Genomic DNA, 17,753 nt, shown 5'->3' on the forward strand with positions numbered 1-17,753 from the left:
TTTGCATCCAAGTCGTTTTAATTCAAACTATATGGATCGCAAGCGATGGCCCCTGCCCCGCACGCGGGCCAGCCGCGCTATTTCAGCAGGGGTTCATAGCGCTTGTCGGTCAGTGTCTTGAGAAAGGCCACCAGGGCGTCGACCCGCCGGTCGTCGAGGGCGGGGCCGCTTTCCAACTCCTTCAGGGAGATGTTCTGTGCCACCTCCGGCGGCGTGAACGGGGCCCCGGTCTCGGGGTTGATGTGGCGGGCCGGATTCTTGGTGTTGTAGGCGTTGTAGAAGAGAATGACGGTGCGCAGGTCCTTGAACACGCCGTTGTGCATATAGGGGCCGGTTACGGCCACGTTGCGCAGGGTGGGCGTGCGGAAGAGACCGGCCTGTGCCGCCTTCTGTTTGCCCTTCACATGGGGATTTTGCGCCAGGCCGAGGTCGCGGCTGTCGGGCTTCAGCCCGGCGGCGGCGCGGGCGGCGATGTTCTTCGGCACGCCGATATTGTGGAATTCGTAATTGGTGAAGGTCTCCTCCGGCGCGCCCACCTGGGCATTCAGCCGGTGGCACTGGCTGCAATTGGTGAATTGCTGGGAGAAGAACAGCAGCCGCCCAAGCTCTTCCTGGTCGGTCAGCTTCACCTCGCCGCGCAGATAGCGGTCGTATTTCGAATCGAAGGGGGCGAATTCCGGTGTCCGCTCATAGGCGGCGATGGCGCCGGTCATGGCGGCGTAGCCGCTGGCGGCCTTGTCGAGCACCTTGGGGCCGTAGAGCGCCTCGAACGCCGCCACATAGGCCGGGTTCTCCTTCAGCCGCGCCACCACGCTGGCCTGATCGGGCATGCCCATTTCCACCGGGTTGAGCGGTGGCCCGCCGGCCTGCTCGGCGAGGTCCTTGGCGCGGCCGTCCAGGAACTGCCCGCCGTGGTAGCGCCCGGTGGTCTTGGATTTGCCGAACGGCGGGCTGAACCGGGCATAGGCCGCGGTGGGCGCGTTGCGGTCGCCCAGGGAGGTGCCGTCATCGCCCAGCGACACCGCCGCCCCGGCCTCGGGGGTCTCGCGCGGATCGGTGAAGGCATGGTCCGGGGAATGGCAGGAGGCGCAGGCCTGGGTGCGGTTTTTCGACAGGTTGGTGTCGAAGAACAGCGCCTCGCCCAGTTTTTCCCGGGTCGACAGATCCACCGCATCGGCCGCGCGGGCGTCGCCCGGAACCGTCGTCAGCAGCATGCCGGCGAGGGTGACGCCGGTGGCGAGTGCCGCCCACGCCCGCGCCCGGACAACGCGAGAAGCCGGCGTGCGAAAGGGCGTGCCAACAGCTGATCGGCCAGGCTTGACGGGAGCAGACCCGAAACCGTCGCGGCCAGGCCGGACGGACGGCAGAACCATCACCATCACTCTCCTCAGGGCGGCGGCCGGGGCAGCGCCGGCCCGCGCCCGGTTGCGACGCATTCGACAGCCATGAAGCGCGCCTCGCCCGCCAAGGACAATCCGGAAATCTACCAAAGCGCGTCAAATCAATGATTTAGAGAAATTCTAAACGCCGCGCATTGCGTTGCGAAGTCGCGCTGCAGCAACAGATTTGCTTCGCATCTGCGCTGTAATCTCCTAGCGTATCGTGTCACTTTGATACCAACCCTCGCGCGCCCGGAGCGCGTGCCGGAGGAGCGATGTCGGCCCTCGTCTCTTCATCCGCCGCCGCTGATGACCTTGCGCGGGTCGTCGCCCAAACCTGCCTTTGCCTCGCCATCCAACGGGCGAGCCGCGCGGTGGGCCGCTGCTTCGACGAGGCCTTCCGGCCGCTGGGCCTGACCAACTGGCAGTTTTCCCTGCTCGCCATGCTGAGCCGTCCGGAGCCGTTCACGGTGACCCGGCTGGCCGAGGCCATGGGCATGGACCGCACCACCATCACCTCCAATCTCAAGCCGCTGGAGCGCAAGCGGCTGGTGACGGTCGCCACCGATGCGCAGGATCGCCGGGTGCGTCGCATTGTGCTGAGCGCCCGTGGCCAGGAGGTGCTGGAGCAGGCGGCGTGCCACTGGCAGCAGGCCAATGCCGCGGTGGAAGCGCGACTGGGCGAAGTGGACCCCATCACCCTGCGCATGGCCCTCGACGAGCTCGCCGGCGCCTGAGCGATCAGGACGGGGCCAGGACCGCGGGCGATGTCGGCGCGGGGAGCGGCCTTGGAGATGGGGACAGGGCGTGTCGCACCAGCGGGTGGGCGCGCACCTCGGCGCAGGTGAGCCGGCTGCGGGTGCCGGGGCCGCTGGCGGTCGCCTCCGCCGGGTGGTCGGCCCGCCAGTGGGCGCCCCGGCTCTCCGTGCGCTGGTGCGCAGCCACCGCCATCATCAACGCCACGAGGGCCGGTTCGGCGGCGGGTGTGGCCGAATGGGCGAGAGGCGCCAGTGTGGTGATGGCGTCTCGCAGCCCGTCCTCCCGCCGCACCACGCCGAGATGCGCGCTGGTGATGGGCTGCACTGCGGCCGGGTCCGGCGCGGGCGGCAGGCTCTCGCGTGCGGTCCCCCGCCGCGAGGTTCCCTGTCCCGTAGTCCCCTGTCCCGTGGCCCCCTGCCCTGTCGTCTTCCGCGCGGCACCGCCGGCGAGGCTGTCGGCCACCCAGCGGGCGCACACCACCGCTTCCACCAGGGAGTTGCTGGCAAGGCGGTTGGCGCCGTGCAGGCCGGTGGCCGCCACTTCCCCGCAGGCCCAGAGCCCTGGCACGGAGCTGCGCCCCTCTAGGTCCACGGCGATGCCGCCCATGTGATAGTGGGCCGCCGGCCGCACCGGCAGCAGCTGGCGTGCCGGATCGAGACCGGCGGCGGCGCACAGGGCGGCGACGGCCGGGAAGCGGCTGGCGAAGCGTGGGCCCAGCGCCGCGCGTGCGTCGAGATAGACCGCGCGGCCTTCGGCCAGCTGGCCGGCCACCGCGCGCGCCACCACGTCGCGGGGGGCGAGCTCGCCGCCGGGGACCGCATCGAGGAAGAAGGTGCCGTCGGCGGTCACCAGCCGGGCCCCCTCCCCCCGCACCGCCTCGCTGATGAGGGCAAGCGGCCGGCCGGCGCCCACCAGCGCGGTGGGGTGAAACTGCACGAACTCGAGGTCGGCCAGCACCGCGCCGGCCCGGGCCGCCAGCGCCAGGCCGAGACCGAACGAACTGAGCGGATTGGTGGTGTCGGCGAACACGGCGCCGAGGCCGCCGGTGGCGAGCACCACCTGGCGCGTGTGGAGGGTGACGGGCGTGTCGCCCCGGGCCAGGAGCAGGCCGCGGATGCCGGCCTCGTCGCGCAGCAGGCGGCGGGCCTCCAGCCCTTCCAGCACCGTCACCGAAGCCGTGGCCCGCACCGCCGCCGCCAGGGCGCGCACCAGCTCGCGGCCGGTGCCGTCGCCGCCGGCATGGACGATGCGGCGGCGGCTGTGGGCCGCCTCCAGCCCCAGCGCCAGCCGGCCCCCCTGCTCCCGGTCGAGGCGGGCGCCGATGCGCTCCAGGGCGCTGATGGCCGCCGGCACCGCAGCAAGAATGCGCCGCGCCATGGCGGCATCGCACAGGCCGGCGCCGGCGCTGAGGGTGTCGGCGAGGTGGAGATCGACGCTGTCGTCGTCGGCCAGGGCGGCGGCCATGCCCCCCTGGGCCAGGGGGCTGGAGCCGTCCTGTTCGAGGGGTGCGCGGGTGACCAGCACGCAGGGACGGGGGGCCAGGAACAGGGCGGTGGCAAGCCCCGCCACTCCGGCGCCGACGATGACCGGAGGCTGATCCGGCAGGGCGCCGCTCACAGCGCCAGCATCCGGTCGACGGCGGCGCGGGCACGGCCGGCCACGTCGGGCGCGATGTCCACCACGTGGCGGTTCTCTTCCAGGGCCTGGCGGATGTTGGCGAGGGTAATGCGCTTCATGTGCGGACACAGGTTGCACGGGCGCACGAAGTCGATGTCGGGATGGAGCGCCGCCACATTGTCGCTCATGGAGCATTCGGTGAGCAGCACCACCTGCTCCGGCCGCTCACGGCTCACATAATCCGCCATGGCGGCGGTGGAGCCGGCGAAGTCGGCCTGCGCCACCACCTCCGGCGGGCATTCGGGATGCACCAGGACGCTCACCCCCGGGTGCGCCTCGCGCAGCTCGCGGACGTCGCCGGCGGTGAAGCGTTCATGGACCTCGCAGGCGCCGGGCCAGGAGATGATCTCGACGCCGGTCTCGGCGGCGACGTTGGCGGCGAGGTATTGGTCCGGCAGCATGATGACCCGCGGGGCCCCCAGCGCTTCGACGACCCGGCGCGCATTGCCGGAGGTGCAGCAGATGTCCACTTCCGCCTTCACCGTCGCCGAGGTGTTCACATAGGCGATGATCGGCACCCCGGGATAGGCTGCCCGCATGGCGCGCACGTCGGCGGGGGTGATGGATTCGGCCAGCGAGCAGCCGGCGGCGAGGTCCGGCATCAGCACCGTCTTGTCCGGGTTCAGCAGCTTGGCGGTCTCGGCCATGAAGTGCACGCCGGCCAGCACGATCACGTCGGCATCCGCCGTGGCGGCTGCCCGCGCCAGGGCCAGGCTGTCGCCGACGATGTCGGCCACGCCGTGGAAGATCTCCGGGGTCTGGTAGTTGTGGCCGAGGATGATGGCGTTGCGGCTGCGCTTCAGTGCCAGGATGGCTTCCACGTCGTCGACGAACAGGGCCCAGTCGGCGGGCGGCACCACCCGCTTCACCCGGTCATAGAGCGCCGCGGTGCGGGCCAGAGCGGCATTGAGGGCGGGGGTCGCGGCGGCGGGGGCTGAGGAAACCGGGGTCATGGCGCATCTCCCTATGCTCATACTGAGCATATTTATGGGATATGCTTATCTTGAGTATAAGTCCTGTCAAGAGCGCGCCAGCGGCAGCTTGGTGCCCGCCACTGCCCGCTCGGCGAGGACGGCGGCGCGGAAGCGGAACAGCTTGGCGGGCCGGCCGATGCCTTCGGCGGTGGTGGCGCCGGTTTCCTCCACCAGCTCCTGCTGCTCCATCAGCCGGCGGAAATTCTGTTTGTGCAGGGTGCGGCCGGCCAGGCCCTCCACGCAGCGCTGCAGTTGCAGCAGGGTGAAGGTGGGGGGCAGCAGCTCGAACACCACCGGCCGGTATTTGATCTTGGCGCGAAGCCGGGCGATGGCGGTGGCAAGGATCCGGCGATGATCGCCGATCATGGGCCGGCCCAGGTCGGCAAGGTCGGCAAGGTCGGCAAGGCCGGCAAAGGCGGGTGCCGTATCGACGTGCCGGCGCTCGGGCACCAGGGCGGCTTCATAGAGCAGCTCATAGCGCTGCAGGGCCAGCTCCTCGTTCCAGGGCTGCCCGTCCAGGCCGAAGGCAATGGCCACCCGCTGGCGCCGGGCGGCCTGCTCGGCCGGGTCTGGCGCGCTCTGCGCCCAGCCGGAGAGGGCCGGGGCGATCTGCGCGGCGATGAGCGGCGGCGGCCCGGCGCGGTGGTCCTCCCAGGGGAAATAGGCATACCAGCTGCACCAGCCGCTTTCCGCGTCCGACAGCGCCCGGGTGAGGCCGAGATAGCTGATGGAGATGGTGCGGGCTCCGCCCTCGCCGGCCCGATCCTTGTCGGCGAAGGTGTAGAGCTGCTCCACATAGCCGAGGGGATGGTGCGTCTGCTGCTCCACCCAGGCCCGCAGGCCCGATTGCAGGGAGCGGTGGCCGAGCGCGAAGGGACCCGACGGCAAGGCGCGCTCCCGGTCGAGGGTCATCACCAAAGGCGTGCCGGCCTGCACCGCCACCAGCACCGCGATGAGGTCCACCGTCACCGCTGGAGCTTCGCGCGGCGCGGGCGGGGGCGAAGCGGGCACCTGCGTCACGGGCCGGCGCCGTTCAGGCTTCGACCCGGAGGTCGGTGTCGATCGTTTGGGCCTTGGGGCGGGCGCCGTCGGTAATCCTGACGCCGCCCTTGCCGTTCTTCTTGACCTCGTACATGGCGGCATCGGCGAGCCGCATCAATTCGCCGTCGTCGGTGGAATGGCGCGGGCAGAGCGCGATGCCGATGCTGGCGCCGATGGACACCGAGACGGCCGGCCGCGCCTGGCGCAGGCCATAGGGCTCCTTGAGCGCCTCGCACAGGCGATGTCCCTGGTCCAGGGACACCGTCTCGTCCTGCAGGTCCAGCATGATCACGGCGAACTCGTCGCCGGAGAGGCGCACCGCGAAATCACCGTGGCGCAGGTTGGCGCGCAGACGCTGGGCGATGGCGCACAAAAGCTCGTCGCCGGCGGCGTGGCCGTGGCGGTCGTTCACCTGCTTGAAGCCGTCGATGTCGATATAGAGCAGGGCGAAGGCGGAGCTGTTCTGCTGGGCCTGGGCAAAGGCACGGCTGAGATGCTCCACGAACAGGATGCGGTTGCCGAGGCCGGTCAGGGCATCGTGGGTGGCCATGTGGCGCACCTGCTTTTCCACCCGGCGCCGCTCCTCGATCTCCACCTCCAGCTGCCGATTGCGCTTCTCCAGCTCCTCCAGGGCGCTTCGCAGCCGCATCTTGGAGATGTGCAGCTCCAGGAACACCGTGACCTTCGACAGCAGCACCGCGTCGTTGATGGGCTTGGCGATGTAGTCGACGGCGCCGAAGGTGTAGCCCTTGAGACGGTTGACGTCGTCCAGATAGGCGGCGGTCACGAAGACGATGGGGATGTCGCAGGTGGCGGGATCGTTGTTGAGCAGCGAGGCCACTTCGAAACCGTCCATGTCGGGCATCTGCACGTCCAGCAGGATCAGCGCGAAGCGGTGGTCGAGGCACAGGGCCAGCGCCTCGTTGCCGGAGCGGGCCTCATAGATCTCGGCGTCGACCGGGGCCAGCAGCCGGCGCATGCCCGCCAGATTGGCGGAAACGTCGTCCACCACCAGGATCTTGGGGCGGGGCTCGCCCTGGACGGTCTCGCTCATGTCCGGCACGTTTCGTTGATCCGCGTGGCGAGCGCCGCCAGCGGGGCGCACAGGTCGGCGCCCGCGCGCTCCAGGGCTGCCTGCGGCATGGTGGCGACCTGCGCCTCGTCCGGAGCCTGCACCAACGCCATCCCTCCCAGCGCGCGGATGCAGGCCAGTCCTGCCGCACCGTCGCTGCTCGCCCCGGTGAGAACGACACCAATGAGGCTTTTCTGGTACGCCCGCGCCGCGCTTTCAAACAGCACGTCGATGGCCGGTCGGGAGAAGCACACTTTGGCATCCACCGAAAGTGTAAAGTGATGATCGGGCGCGATGAGCAGGTGGTAGCCGCTCGGCGCCACGAACACCTGGCCCGGCGTCACCGGCAGGCGCTCGCGGGCGGTCGAGACCGGCAGCGGGCAGGCGGGGGCCAGCACGTCCGCCAGCAGGTCGGGGCCCCGTGCCCCCACGTGGTTGACGATCACCACCGCCGCCGGCAGCGCCGGCTCGAGGCCGCCGAGCAGCCGCCGCAGGGCGGCCGGACCGCCGGCCGAGGCGCCGATGACCACGGTTGGCGCCATGCCTCAGCCTCCGCTGCGCAGGCGATAGATCTGCGTGTCCGCATCCAGGCACTGGAATCGCTCCCGCGCCCGGGAGAACTGCAGATTCTCGCGGGTGCCGAGACACAGGAAGCCGCCCCGCACCAAGCTGTCGGCGAACATGCCCAGCACCCGGTCCTGCAGGGCGTTGTCGAAATAGATGAGCACGTTGCGGCACAAGATTAGGTGCGCTTCACAGAACACCGTGTCGGTCACCAGATTGTGTTCGGCGAAGGTGACATTGGCGATGAGCCGCTCGTCCAGCTTCAGCAGGTCGTAACGGGCGTGATAATAATCGGAAAAGCTGCGGGTCCCGCCACTGTCGAGGTAGCGGCGGGCGGCATCGGGGGCGTCCTGCAGGGGAAAGATGCCGTCGCGCGCCTGCGCCAGCGCCTGGGTGGAAATGTCCGTCGCATAGATGTGGGCGCGCGAAGAGAGCCCGGCCTCGGCGAGCAGGATGGCGAGCGAATAGACCTCCTCCCCATGGGCGCATCCGGCCTGCCAGATGTTGATGCGCGGGTAGGAGGCGAGCAGCGGGAGCACGCTCTGCCGCAGGGCCTGGAACACGGGCGGATCGCGGAAGAATTCCGACACCGGCACGGAAAGGCCCGAGATGGCGGATTTCAGCTGCTCCGGCGCGTGCAGCAGCCGATCGGTGAGGGCGGTGACGGTCCCGGTGCCGAACTGGGTCACCAGGGCGCGCACCCGGCGCGTCAGCGAGGCCCGGCTGTAGCCACTGAAGTCATAGCCGTAGCGGCGCTTCATCGCCTCGACGAACAGGTCGATCTCGAGGGTTTCCAGGGCCACGGGGTCGTCGATGTGGGTCATTTGGGCGGCAGCCAGGCGCGGATCATGGACAGGAGCTTGGGCACGTCGATGGGCTTGGCGAGATAGTCGCTGGCGCCCGCCGCCAGGCATTTCTCCCGGTCATCCTTCATCGCCTTGGCGGTCAGGGCGATGATGGGCAGCTTGGCGAACTGCGGCCGCTTGCGGATCTCCGCGGTGGCTTCATAGCCGTCCATCACCGGCATCATGATGTCCATGAGCACGATTTCAAGCTCGGGATGCGACTCCAGCTGGGCCACCGCCTTGGCGCCGTCCTGCGCCAGGGTGACCTCGATGCCCTTGCCGCGCAGCACCTTGGCGAGGGCGTAGATGTTGCGCATGTCATCATCCACCAGCAGCAGCCGGCGGCCCTTCAGATCGCCATCCGGATCGGCCGGCAGGGCCGGGGAGTCGTGGCGGACCGAGTGCAGGAACAGGCTCACCTCGTCCAGCAGCCGTTCCGGCGAGCGGGCCCCCTTCACGACGATGGAATCGGTGAAGGCGCGCAGCTTCATGCTTTCTTCCGGGGTGAGATCGCGGCCGGAATAGACCACCACCGGCACCTGGCGGTTGCTGGCCGCCAGGTGCTCCAGCAGCTCGAAGCCGGACATGCCCGGCAGGCCAAGGTCGAGCACCATGCAATCCACATCGGAGCTGTTGATGGCGTCGAGGGCGGCCTCGCCGCTGTCCGCCTCCACCACCTCCACATGCTCGCCGGTGATCAGCTTGCGCACCGCCAGTCGGGCGCCGGCGTCATCGTCCACCACCAGCACGCGGCGGGGCTGGTCGGGCGAGAAATGGGCGAGGAGGGCGAGGGCGCCGCTGAGCTCGTCGGCGCTGACCGGCTTGGTGAGGAAGCCCACCGCGCCGAGATCGCGGCCGCGCTTGGCCTCATCGAGGGCCGAGACGAAATGCACCGGGATGTGGCGAGTGGCCGGGTCGCTCTTCAGCCGCTCGATCACCGTCCAGCCATCCATGCCCGGCAGCATCACATCGAGCAGGATGCCGGTGGGACGATGGGCGCGGGCCAGTTCCAGGCCGCTTTCGCCATCGCCGGCGGCCAGCACCTGGAAGCCCTTGCGCCGCACCAGGCTCACCAGGGTCCGGGCGAACGCCGGGTCGTCTTCCACCACCAGGATGGTGGTCACCCCGGCCCGCAGCTGCGCGCGGTCGTCCTCGACCACGATGGCCGGCCGTGGCGCGGGCGCGGCGGTGGCGCGGCTGGTGGCGCGGCTGGGGGGCGCCGGGCGGGCCACGGGGGCGGCGGTCTCCGCGCCATCGCCGATGGGCAGCACCAGCTGGAAGGTGGAGCCGGCCCCGAGGCTGCTGTCCACCGTGACGTCGCCACCCAGCAGCTGGGCGAGCTTGCGGGTGATGGCAAGGCCCAGCCCGGTGCCGCCGAACTGGCGGCGGGTGGAGGCGTCCACCTGCTCGAACGCCTCGAAGATGGTCTGCCTCTTGTCCTCGGGAATGCCGATGCCGGTGTCGCGCACGCGCACCGCGAGGGTCTCGCCCGGCCCGCGCGCGAAGGTGACGGTGACGCTGCCTTCAGCGGTGAACTTGAAGGCGTTGGACAACAGGTTGTTGGTGATCTGCTCCAGCTTGCCGTCGTCGGTGACGATCTGCGGCGGGGCGTCGGGGGCGATGGTGACGGTGAAGTCGACGCCCTTCTCCTGCGCCACGTGGCGGAAGTTGCGCTCCATGCGGGTGGCGATGGCGGGGATGCTCACCGGCTCGTGCACCACGTCCATCTTGCCGGCCTCCACCTTGGACAGGTCGAGGATGTCGTTGATGAGCCGCAGCAGGTTGGTGCCCGAGGAATGAATGATGTTGGCGGCCTCGATCTCCTCGCCGTCGAGGTGGCCGGTGTGGTTCTGGGCCAGATCGTGGGCGAGGATCAGCAGGCTGTTGAGCGGTGTGCGCAGCTCGTGGGACATGTTGGCGAGGAATTGCGACTTGTACTGGTTGGCGCGCGCCAGCTCGTCGGCGCGCGCCTCCGCCTCCCGGTTCATCTCCTCCAGCTGGGCCTTCTGGGCGGTGAGCTCCTCGGAATTGTGGCGCAGCACCGCATTGGACCGCTGCAGCTCGTCCGCCTGGACCCGCAGCTCTTCCTCGGAGGCGGCGAGCTTCTGGGATTGGCTCTGCAGCTGCTCGTTGGTGGCGCGCAGCTCCTCCTGCTGGGTGCGCAGCTCCTCTTCCGCAGCCCTGAGCTCGGTGGTCTGGCGCTGGGTCTGCTCCAGGAGGTCCCGGGTGCGCAGGGCCCGCACGAGATTGTCGAGGGAGAGCGCCGCCATGGGCGCCACATCGGCCAGCAGGCGTGCACGCGCACCCTCCAGGGGCTCAAGGCAGGCGAATTCCATCACGCCGAGCAGGCGGTCCTTGCTGATGACCGGCACCGCGACCACCAGGTGTGGGATCGCCTCGCCGGTTCCCGAGTGGATGCGCACATAGTCGGCCGGCACCGGGCTGAGGGTGATGGGCTTGCGCTCGCGGGCGCTCTGGCCGATCAGCCCCTCGCCGAGGGCATAGCGCAGCGACAGGTGGCGCCGCTCCTGGAAGGCATAGGTGCCGGCGAGGCTGAGCGCCTCGCTGCCGGGATCGAAGGTGTAGAACACGCCGACGCCGGCCTTGAGTCGGGGCGCCAGCTCTGCCAGCAGGTCGTTGGCGAAGGTCGCCAGATCCTCCGCCGGCTGCACCTTGGCGGAGACCGCGGCCACGCCGGTCTTCACCCAGTCGTTGTCATAGGTCTGCACCGCCATGGTTTTGAACACCGCGAGGGCGCGGGCGATGGTGCCCACCTCGTCGCGGCGGTCGGTGAAGGGCACGATGATGTCGTGGTCGTGGTCCGCCAGCTGCTCCATCCGCTCCGCCAGGGTCCGCAGCGGGCGGGTGATGGAATGCGCGGTAAGCACCAGGGCGCCGATGCCGGCCACCAGGGTGGCGACGAGGGCGGCGAGATCGACCATCCGCAGCAGGGATTCGGTGTGCGCGAGGCTGGTGCGCGCCTGTTGCAGCGCCTCGTCCGCAGTGGCATTGACCTGGTCGATGGCGAAGATGATGGCACGGCTGCCGCCTTCGGCGCGCTCGGCGGTGAGGAAGGCCAGCAAGGCCTGGTTGAGGTCGCCGGGGGTGGCCTCCCCCCGCTCCGCGCGCGCCGCTGCCGCCACCAGCGGCGTGGCGGCCGATTGCGACCAGCGCTGATCGAGGCGGGCCACCACATCCACCGCCGCGCGCAGGGCGCTGTCGCCGTCGGTGGCGGCGCGCAGCTCCTTGATCAGGCCGGCCACCTCCGCATCGGCCTCGGTCAGCCGCGCGCGTACGGTTGCCGGCGCGATGAAGGTGTTCTGGATGAGCCGGCCCTGGCGCTCGATGATGGCGCGGGTGACGCCGCTGCCGATCTCCGTGAAATGCACCAGGCGATTGGCCTGCTGCTGCAGGTGGTTGAAGGCCTGGAGCGCGAGGCTGTTGGCTCCCAGGAGCAGGATGAACAATGCCACCAGCAGCACGATGACGGCGCCGAACTTGCGCTGCATCGGCATGTTGGCGAGCCAGGAGCTGCGCGACGAGGCTTGCGACATCCTTATCCCCACGAGGCGTCTTGTGACGAACCGACCGGGGCGGAATGAAGCACGTGAGCTGATAAGAAGTTCTGAAGCGCCTGCGGTGCAGGGGGCTAGGGCAGGATCTCGCGCACCCGTTCCATCGGCCGGCACAGACGCACCCCCTTGGGGGTGAAGACGAAGGGGCGCTCGATCAACGCCGGATGGGCGATCATGGCATCGAGCAGCGCATCATCGCTGAGCGCGGGATCGTCGAGGCCGAGGTCCTTGTAGAGATCGCCCTTGCGCCGCAGGGCATCGCGCACACTGATGCCGGCTGCCTGGATGGCCTGGGCGAGGGCCGGTCGGCTCGGCGGGGTCTTCAGATACTGGACGATGTCCGGGGTGAGCCCTTCGGCCTCCAGCAGCGCCAGGGTCTTGCGCGAGGTGCCGCAGGCGGGATTGTGCCAGATGGTGACGCGCGACGAACCGCTCATGACGCTGGACTCCGGAGGGGACAGGATCGGGGCGGCGACGGCGGATGGCCGGTCAGCGCGCCCCCCGCCATCAAGCCGGCGGGCGCCGCGGGATGTCAACGCGGCGCCGCGCCGCCGCGACTCATGTAGTTCGATTGGATTAATGTTATTTGTTGAGTCGTGACGCGAGGTGGGATGCCAGATGGGACCGGAGAGCGAACGCGAAAAGGGCCCGCGCGGCACGCTGATCATCGTTGGGGGCGGCTTCAGCGGCACCCTGGCGGCGCTGCTGGCCCATCGGCGCGGCGCGTTCGACGTGGTGCTGGTGGAGCGCGAGGCGCAGGCCGGCCTCGGCCTCGCCTATGGGGCCTGCGACGCCCACCATGTGCTCAATGTGCCGGTGGTCCGCATGGAGCTGGGGCTGGAACCCTCCTTCGCAACCTGGCTTCAGGCTTCGGGTGCCGATCTCGAGGCCGCCCTGGCGGAGGCGGGGGGCGATCTCTCCCAGGCGTTCGTGCCGCGTGCCCTGTTCGGGGCCTATGTGGCGGCGCAATGGGAGGCGGCCCTCGCAGCGGCGCAGAATGCCGGCGCGCCCCGCCTGCGCCGGGTGCGCGGCGCGGTGGTGGACGTGCGCGCGCAGCCGATGCCCGGCGTGGTGCTGGCGGATGGGCGCCGGCTCACCGGGACCCATGTGCTGCTGGCCACCGGCAACCTGCCGCCCAAGCCGCCCCGCTGCGCCGATGCGGCGTTCTACGACACGCCGCGGTTCATCCCCGACCCCTGGGCGCGCGGCGCGCTGACGGCGCTGCCGCCGGATGCGGCGGTGCTGCTGATCGGCTCCGGCCTCACCCTCGTGGACGTGGCCCTGAAGCTGGCGGCAGCGGGGCATCGTGGGCCGCTGGTGGCGGTGTCCCGGCACGGGTTGCTGCCGCAGGTGCATGCTGCGGGCGGGCGCTTCGCGGCGTTCCTGTCACCGGCCCTGGCGCCGACGCCGCGGGCGGGGCTGCGGGCGATCCGGCAGGCGGTGGCGCGCGCGGCGGCGGAGGGCATCCCCTGGCAGCGGGTGATGGATGCGGTGCGCCCGGCCATCGCCACCATCTGGAGCCACTGGACGCAGCCGGAGAAGGCGCGGTTCCTGCGTCACGCGCGTACCTATTGGGATGTGCACCGCCATCGCATGGCGCCGCGGGTGGCGGACCGGCTGCAGGCCCTCATCGGCTCCGGCCAATTGCGGGTGGTGGCCGGTCGCATCACCGGCTACCGGGCGGGGACCGACGGGGTGAGCATCACCCTGCGCCACCGGGGCGGCGGCCATGACAGGAGCCATGACAGGGGCCATGAAGAGGTACGGGCGGCGGCGGTGATCAATTGCACCGGGCCGCGCTCGGATTTCGCCACCCTGGGCCTGCCGCCGTTCGCCGCCCTGCGGGATGCCGGCCACATCGTGCCGGATGCCCTGGGGCTGGGGCTTGAAACCCGCGGCTGCGCCCTGGTGGACCGCTATGGCGCCGCCAGCTCCTGGCTCCACGCGGTGGGGCCGCTGACCCGGCCGGCCTGGTGGGAGATCACCGCCGTGCCGGAAATCGCCGCGCAGATCCATCGGCTGGTGGAGGATCTCGCCGATGGCACCGTGTCCGCCCCCGGCGTGCCGGCGGATCTGCTGGTGGATTTCGTCAATCTGGGCGCGGGCATCTGAGGCCCCGCGCCATTGGGTCGCTGCCGGGGCCGCAAATAGGCGCAAATACGCCTAATCGAACGGCTGAAGGCGTCCCCGCCGACCCCATCCCCTGGCAGATGCCCCAGCGGCAGGGGGCCGGTGATGGTAGCGCGGGCCGCGTGCCTCTGGCATGTTTCCGCTGAAACGTGTTCCCCCACTCCATCCGAGCGGGCGGCGGAACCGGTGCACGGAGGTCGGTGCATGGCGGGGCGTGCGAACGAAACCGCGGACGGAGACGGCCGCATCGTCGCCCTGCGCGGCGCCGTGATCGACGTGCGCTTCGCCGGGGGGAACCTGCCGGCGGTGGAGCATGCCCTGTGGGTGGAAGACCCCGCGCGCGGCCGCATCCTGGCCGAGGTGCAGAGCCATATGGACATCGAGACGGTGCGCGCCATCGCCCTGCAGCCCACCTCCGGCCTCAAGCGCGGCGATGTGGTGAAGCGGGTGGGCGGACCGGTGGAGGTGCCGGTGGGCGACGCGGTGCTGGGCCGCCTGCTCGACGTGGCCGGCAATGTGGGCGACAAGGGCGCCCCGCTGCCCGCCGATGTGCCGCGCCGGCCGATCCATGCGCCACCCCCCGCCTTCGCCGACCAGAGCGGCACCGCCGACATTTTCGGCACCGGCATCAAGGTCATCGACCTGTTGGCGCCGCTGGCCCAGGGCGGCAAGGCGGCGATGTTTGGCGGCGCCGGCGTGGGCAAGACCGTGCTGGTGATGGAGCTGATCCACGCCATGGTGGCGAGCTACCAGGGCATCTCGGTGTTCGCCGGGGTGGGGGAGCGTTCCCGCGAGGGGCATGAGATGCTGCTCGACATGACTCATTCCGGGGTGCTGGACCGCACCGTGCTGGTCTATGGGCAGATGAACGAGCCCCCCGGCGCCCGCTGGCGGGTGCCCATGACGGCGCTGACCATCGCCGAATACTTCCGTGACGAGAAGCACCAGAACGTGCTGCTGCTCATGGACAACGTCTTCCGCTTCGTTCAGGCGGGCTCGGAAGTGTCGGGCCTGCTCGGCCGGCTGCCCTCGCGGGTGGGCTACCAGCCGACCCTGGCGAGCGAGGTGGCGGCGCTGGAAGAGCGCATCGCCTCGGTGGGTGGCGCCGCGGTGACCGCCATCGAGGCGGTGTATGTGCCGGCGGACGATTTCACCGATCCGGCGGTGACCACCATCGCCGCCCATGTGGATTCCACCGTGGTGCTCTCCCGCGCCATGGCGGCGGAGGGCATGTATCCGGCGGTCGATCCCATCGCCTCCTCCTCCATCCTGCTCGATCCGCTGATCGTCGGGGAGGAGCACGCGCAGGTGGCCACCGAGGTGCGCCGGACCATCGAGCATTATCGCGAGCTGCAGGATGTCATCTCGCTGCTGGGCATGGAGGAATTGGGGGCGGAGGATCGCCGCATCGTCGAGCGCGCCCGCAAGCTGCAGCGCTTCCTCACCCAGCCGTTCACCGTCACCGAGGCCTTCACCGGCGTGCCCGGCCGCTCGGTGCCCATCGCCGACACCGTGGCTGGCTGCAAGGCCATTCTCGCCGGAGCCTGCGACGACTGGCAGGAAAGCTCGCTTTACATGGTGGGCGGGCTCGATGAGGCTCGCGCCAAGGAGGAGGCCGCCCGCAAGCCCAGCGGCGCGAAAGCCGGCGCGACCGCAGGGGCGGCGACATGAGCGGAACCCTGCGGCTCTCCATCTCCACGCCCACCGCCGTGCTGGTGCGTGATGCGGAGGTGCGCGCGGTGCGTGCCGAGGATGAGAGCGGCGGCTTCGGCATCCTGCCGGGCCACACGGATTTTCTCACCGTGCTGCCGGCCTCGGTGGTGCGCTGGCGCACCGGCGACGACGTGGTGCATTACTGCGCCCAGGCCGGCGGGCTGCTGACGGTGGAGGGCGGCACGAAGGTGGCCATCGCCTGCCGCCAGGGCACGCTGGGGGATGATTTGCCGCGCCTCGAGGCGGAAGTCGCCCGCCTGCGCGCCGCCGAGACCGATGCCGAGCGCAAGGCGCGGGTGGAGCAGATGCGCCTCCATGCCCGCGCGGTGCGCCAGCTCATGCGCTATCTGCGGCCGGGGCAGGGGGAGGCCTTCGGCGCCTTCGGCACCGACACGCATACGCCGCCAGCGGATGGAGGGGCGTGATGGCGGCAGATCCCCGTTCCGGCCCGCCGATCGACCGTCTTGCCGAAGCCGCCCGGCGTGCGGCTGAGCGGCAGAAGCGCGGCCTGGAGAATCCGGAACCCTCCCTCGGCGCCCGGCTGGGGCAGATGGGCATTCTCGGCTGGACCATCGTCGTGCCCACCCTGCTGGGGCTGGTGGTGGGGCGCTGGCTCGACACGCAGTTTTCCACCGGCATCATGTTCGCCGCGGCACTGCTGATGCTGGGGGCCGCCTTCGGCCTGTGGTCTGCCTGGCGGTGGATGCACCGGGCCGGGGGAGGAGCCGACCAATGAGCGCACCGTTCGCCGCCATGGCGGCCCTCTCCGCCGCTCTGCCGAGCTTCAGCCCCTTCGCCGGCGCCGCCGTCGGCCTGGGGGTGGGGCTTGCGGCCGGTTTCGCCTATTTCGCCTCGCTCTGGTGGAACACGAAGCTCTATCTGGCCGGCGGCCGGGTGGCCCTGGCGGTGGTGCTGCAAATGGGCCGGTTCGCCATCCTGCTGGTGGCCATGGCGGTGCTGGCGGCGCTGGGCGCGCTGCCGCTGCTGATGGGCGCGGTGGGGCTGCTGGGCGCCCGCACCCTCGTCGTGCGACGGCTGGGGAAGGTGGCATGATCTCTTCGCCCCTGGTCATCGAACCTTTGTTCCACGTGGGCCCTGTGCCCATCACCGCGCCGGTGGTGGTCACCTGGGGCATCATGGTGGCGCTGGGCGGCGGCTGCTGGCTCGCCACCCGCCACCTGAAGCTGGTGCCCGGGCGCGGCCAGGCGCTGCTGGAGACGGTGGTCTCCGCCATCGACAGCCAGATCGCCGACACCATGCAGGTGAACCCGGCGCCGTATCGCGCGTTGATCGGCACCATCTTCCTCTATGTGCTGTGCGCCAACTGGATCTCGCTGATCCCGGGCCTGGAGCCGCCCACCGCCCATCTGGAAACCGATGCCGCCCTCGCCCTCATCGTGTTCGTGGCGACCCTCGCCTATGGGGTGCGGGCGCGCGGGCTCGGCGGCTATCTGAAGACCTTCGCCGAACCCACCTGGGTGATGATCCCGCTCAATGTGGTGGAGCAGATCACCCGCACCTTCTCTTTGGTGGTGCGCCTGTTCGGCAACATCATGAGCGGCGTGTTCGTCATCGGCATCATCCTGTCCCTGGCGGGGCTGCTGGTGCCGATCCCGCTGATGGCGCTCGACCTGCTCACCGGCGCCGTCCAGGCCTATATTTTCGCGGTGCTCGCCACCGTCTTCATCGGCGCGGCGGTCAGCGAGGGCGAGGCCCCCGCGCCCGCCGTCCCGCCCGATCCTTCCGCCCAGCAGGAGCGCTAGACCCCATGGACAATCTCATTCAAGTGGTCTCCATCGCCGCCGCCGCCATGGCGGTGTCGTTCGGCGCCATCGGCCCGGCGCTGGGCGAGGGGCGGGCGGTCGCCGCCGCCATGGACGCCATCGCCCGCCAGCCGGAAGCCGCCGGTACCCTCTCGCGCACCCTGTTCGTCGGCCTCGCCATGATCGAGACCATGGCGATCTACTGTCTGGTGATCGCGCTTTTGGTGCTGTTCGCCAATCCGTTCGTGAAATAGCGGCCCG

Annotated in this window: 17 protein-coding genes; 8 read left to right on the plus strand and 9 right to left on the minus strand. The window is 70.2% G+C overall.

The features are described 5' to 3' along the window. Positions 1–77: 77 nt before the first annotated feature. Positions 78–1,214, minus strand: a complete 1,137-nt coding sequence (locus tag ACU4E7_RS07160; RefSeq protein ID WP_447021599.1) for a cytochrome-c peroxidase — start codon at positions 1,212–1,214, stop codon at positions 78–80. A gap of 440 nt (positions 1,215–1,654) precedes the next feature. On the opposite strand from ACU4E7_RS07160, the gene ACU4E7_RS07165 reads away from it, so the two are divergent. Beyond that, entirely contained in the window at positions 1,655–2,116 is a 462-nt protein-coding gene (locus ACU4E7_RS07165; protein WP_447021106.1) for a MarR family winged helix-turn-helix transcriptional regulator, read from the plus strand. 4 nt (positions 2,117–2,120) lie between these two features. Here the strand turns inward: ACU4E7_RS07165 and ACU4E7_RS07170 are convergent, their stop codons facing one another. The 8 genes from ACU4E7_RS07170 to arsC form a co-directional block, all read right to left on the minus strand. After that, on the minus strand, positions 2,121–3,755 hold the full coding sequence (locus ACU4E7_RS07170) for an L-aspartate oxidase (RefSeq protein ID WP_447021107.1): 1,635 nt from the start codon (positions 3,753–3,755) through the stop codon (positions 2,121–2,123). Then, positions 3,752–4,768, minus strand: coding sequence for a quinolinate synthase NadA (gene nadA, locus ACU4E7_RS07175; RefSeq protein ID WP_447021108.1), 1,017 nt, complete (start codon positions 4,766–4,768; stop codon positions 3,752–3,754). The genes ACU4E7_RS07170 and nadA overlap by 4 nt, the downstream gene beginning before the upstream one ends. 66 nt (positions 4,769–4,834) lie before the next feature. Continuing rightward, positions 4,835–5,809, minus strand: a complete 975-nt coding sequence (locus ACU4E7_RS07180) for an NUDIX hydrolase (protein ID WP_447021109.1) — start codon at positions 5,807–5,809, stop codon at positions 4,835–4,837. Positions 5,810–5,822: 13 nt separating this feature from the next. Continuing rightward, positions 5,823–6,884, minus strand: coding sequence for a diguanylate cyclase domain-containing protein (locus ACU4E7_RS07185; RefSeq protein ID WP_238122389.1), 1,062 nt, complete (start codon positions 6,882–6,884; stop codon positions 5,823–5,825). Further along, positions 6,881–7,444, minus strand: a complete 564-nt coding sequence (locus ACU4E7_RS07190) for a chemotaxis protein CheB (RefSeq protein ID WP_238122388.1) — start codon at positions 7,442–7,444, stop codon at positions 6,881–6,883. The genes ACU4E7_RS07185 and ACU4E7_RS07190 overlap by 4 nt, the downstream gene beginning before the upstream one ends. 3 nt (positions 7,445–7,447) lie before the next feature. After that, entirely contained in the window at positions 7,448–8,290 is an 843-nt protein-coding gene (locus ACU4E7_RS07195) for a CheR family methyltransferase (protein WP_447021110.1), read from the minus strand. Further along, entirely contained in the window at positions 8,287–11,865 is a 3,579-nt protein-coding gene (locus ACU4E7_RS07200) for a response regulator (protein WP_447021111.1), read from the minus strand. The genes ACU4E7_RS07195 and ACU4E7_RS07200 overlap by 4 nt, the downstream gene beginning before the upstream one ends. Positions 11,866–11,960: 95 nt before the next feature. Further along, positions 11,961–12,323, minus strand: a complete 363-nt coding sequence (arsC, locus tag ACU4E7_RS07205) for an arsenate reductase (glutaredoxin) (protein WP_447021112.1) — start codon at positions 12,321–12,323, stop codon at positions 11,961–11,963. Positions 12,324–12,504: 181 nt separating this feature from the next. Here arsC and ACU4E7_RS07210 point away from each other — a divergent pair, with 181 nt between their 5' ends. The 7 genes from ACU4E7_RS07210 to ACU4E7_RS07240 all read left to right on the plus strand — a co-directional run bounded on the left by ACU4E7_RS07210 (position 12,505) and on the right by ACU4E7_RS07240 (position 17,746). Then, positions 12,505–13,998, plus strand: coding sequence for an FAD/NAD(P)-binding protein (locus ACU4E7_RS07210; RefSeq protein WP_447021113.1), 1,494 nt, complete (start codon positions 12,505–12,507; stop codon positions 13,996–13,998). A 123-nt stretch (positions 13,999–14,121) separates the two neighbouring features. Then, positions 14,122–15,687 (plus strand): F0F1 ATP synthase subunit beta, encoded by a 1,566-nt coding sequence (gene atpD / locus ACU4E7_RS07215; protein ID WP_447021114.1) that lies wholly within the window; start codon positions 14,122–14,124, stop codon positions 15,685–15,687. Then, positions 15,684–16,154, plus strand: coding sequence for a F0F1 ATP synthase subunit epsilon (locus tag ACU4E7_RS07220; protein ID WP_238122382.1), 471 nt, complete (start codon positions 15,684–15,686; stop codon positions 16,152–16,154). The genes atpD and ACU4E7_RS07220 overlap by 4 nt, the downstream gene beginning before the upstream one ends. Continuing rightward, positions 16,154–16,465 (plus strand): AtpZ/AtpI family protein, encoded by a 312-nt coding sequence (locus tag ACU4E7_RS07225; protein ID WP_447021115.1) that lies wholly within the window; start codon positions 16,154–16,156, stop codon positions 16,463–16,465. Before ACU4E7_RS07220 ends, ACU4E7_RS07225 begins: the two co-directional genes overlap by 1 nt. Then, positions 16,462–16,782, plus strand: a complete 321-nt coding sequence (locus ACU4E7_RS07230; protein ID WP_238122380.1) for an ATP synthase subunit I — start codon at positions 16,462–16,464, stop codon at positions 16,780–16,782. Before ACU4E7_RS07225 ends, ACU4E7_RS07230 begins: the two co-directional genes overlap by 4 nt. Next, the gene (locus ACU4E7_RS07235) at positions 16,782–17,492 is read left to right on the plus strand and encodes a F0F1 ATP synthase subunit A (protein ID WP_443267370.1); all 711 of its coding nucleotides are present in this window, start codon (positions 16,782–16,784) and stop codon (positions 17,490–17,492) included. Before ACU4E7_RS07230 ends, ACU4E7_RS07235 begins: the two co-directional genes overlap by 1 nt. 5 nt (positions 17,493–17,497) lie before the next feature. Further along, complete coding sequence (locus tag ACU4E7_RS07240) at positions 17,498–17,746, plus strand: F0F1 ATP synthase subunit C (RefSeq protein WP_238122378.1); 249 nt, start codon at positions 17,498–17,500, stop codon at positions 17,744–17,746. The last annotated feature ends 7 nt before the right edge of the window (positions 17,747–17,753 follow it).

It is taken from the genome of Xanthobacter sp. ZOL 2024 (assembly GCF_052932325.1).

Excerpts from the sequence above, each read along its gene's own strand:
- nadA (WP_447021108.1), bottom strand. The coding sequence starts at position 4,768 with ATGACCCCGGTTTCCTCAGCCCCCGCCGCCGCGACCCCCGCCCTCAAT.
- ACU4E7_RS07225 (WP_447021115.1), top strand. The coding sequence starts at position 16,154 with ATGGCGGCAGATCCCCGTTCCGGCCCGCCGATCGACCGTCTTGCCGAA.
- ACU4E7_RS07230 (WP_238122380.1), top strand. The coding sequence starts at position 16,462 with ATGAGCGCACCGTTCGCCGCCATGGCGGCCCTCTCCGCCGCTCTGCCG.
- ACU4E7_RS07200 (WP_447021111.1), bottom strand. The coding sequence starts at position 11,865 with ATGTCGCAAGCCTCGTCGCGCAGCTCCTGGCTCGCCAACATGCCGATG.
- ACU4E7_RS07165 (WP_447021106.1), top strand. The coding sequence starts at position 1,655 with ATGTCGGCCCTCGTCTCTTCATCCGCCGCCGCTGATGACCTTGCGCGG.
- ACU4E7_RS07195 (WP_447021110.1), bottom strand. The coding sequence starts at position 8,290 with ATGACCCACATCGACGACCCCGTGGCCCTGGAAACCCTCGAGATCGAC.
- ACU4E7_RS07240 (WP_238122378.1), top strand. The coding sequence starts at position 17,498 with ATGGACAATCTCATTCAAGTGGTCTCCATCGCCGCCGCCGCCATGGCG.
- ACU4E7_RS07190 (WP_238122388.1), bottom strand. The coding sequence starts at position 7,444 with ATGGCGCCAACCGTGGTCATCGGCGCCTCGGCCGGCGGTCCGGCCGCC.
- ACU4E7_RS07160 (WP_447021599.1), bottom strand. The coding sequence starts at position 1,214 with ATGCTGCTGACGACGGTTCCGGGCGACGCCCGCGCGGCCGATGCGGTG.
- ACU4E7_RS07210 (WP_447021113.1), top strand. The coding sequence starts at position 12,505 with ATGGGACCGGAGAGCGAACGCGAAAAGGGCCCGCGCGGCACGCTGATC.
- arsC (WP_447021112.1), bottom strand. The coding sequence starts at position 12,323 with ATGAGCGGTTCGTCGCGCGTCACCATCTGGCACAATCCCGCCTGCGGC.
- atpD (WP_447021114.1), top strand. The coding sequence starts at position 14,122 with ATGGTAGCGCGGGCCGCGTGCCTCTGGCATGTTTCCGCTGAAACGTGT.
- ACU4E7_RS07185 (WP_238122389.1), bottom strand. The coding sequence starts at position 6,884 with ATGAGCGAGACCGTCCAGGGCGAGCCCCGCCCCAAGATCCTGGTGGTG.
- ACU4E7_RS07220 (WP_238122382.1), top strand. The coding sequence starts at position 15,684 with ATGAGCGGAACCCTGCGGCTCTCCATCTCCACGCCCACCGCCGTGCTG.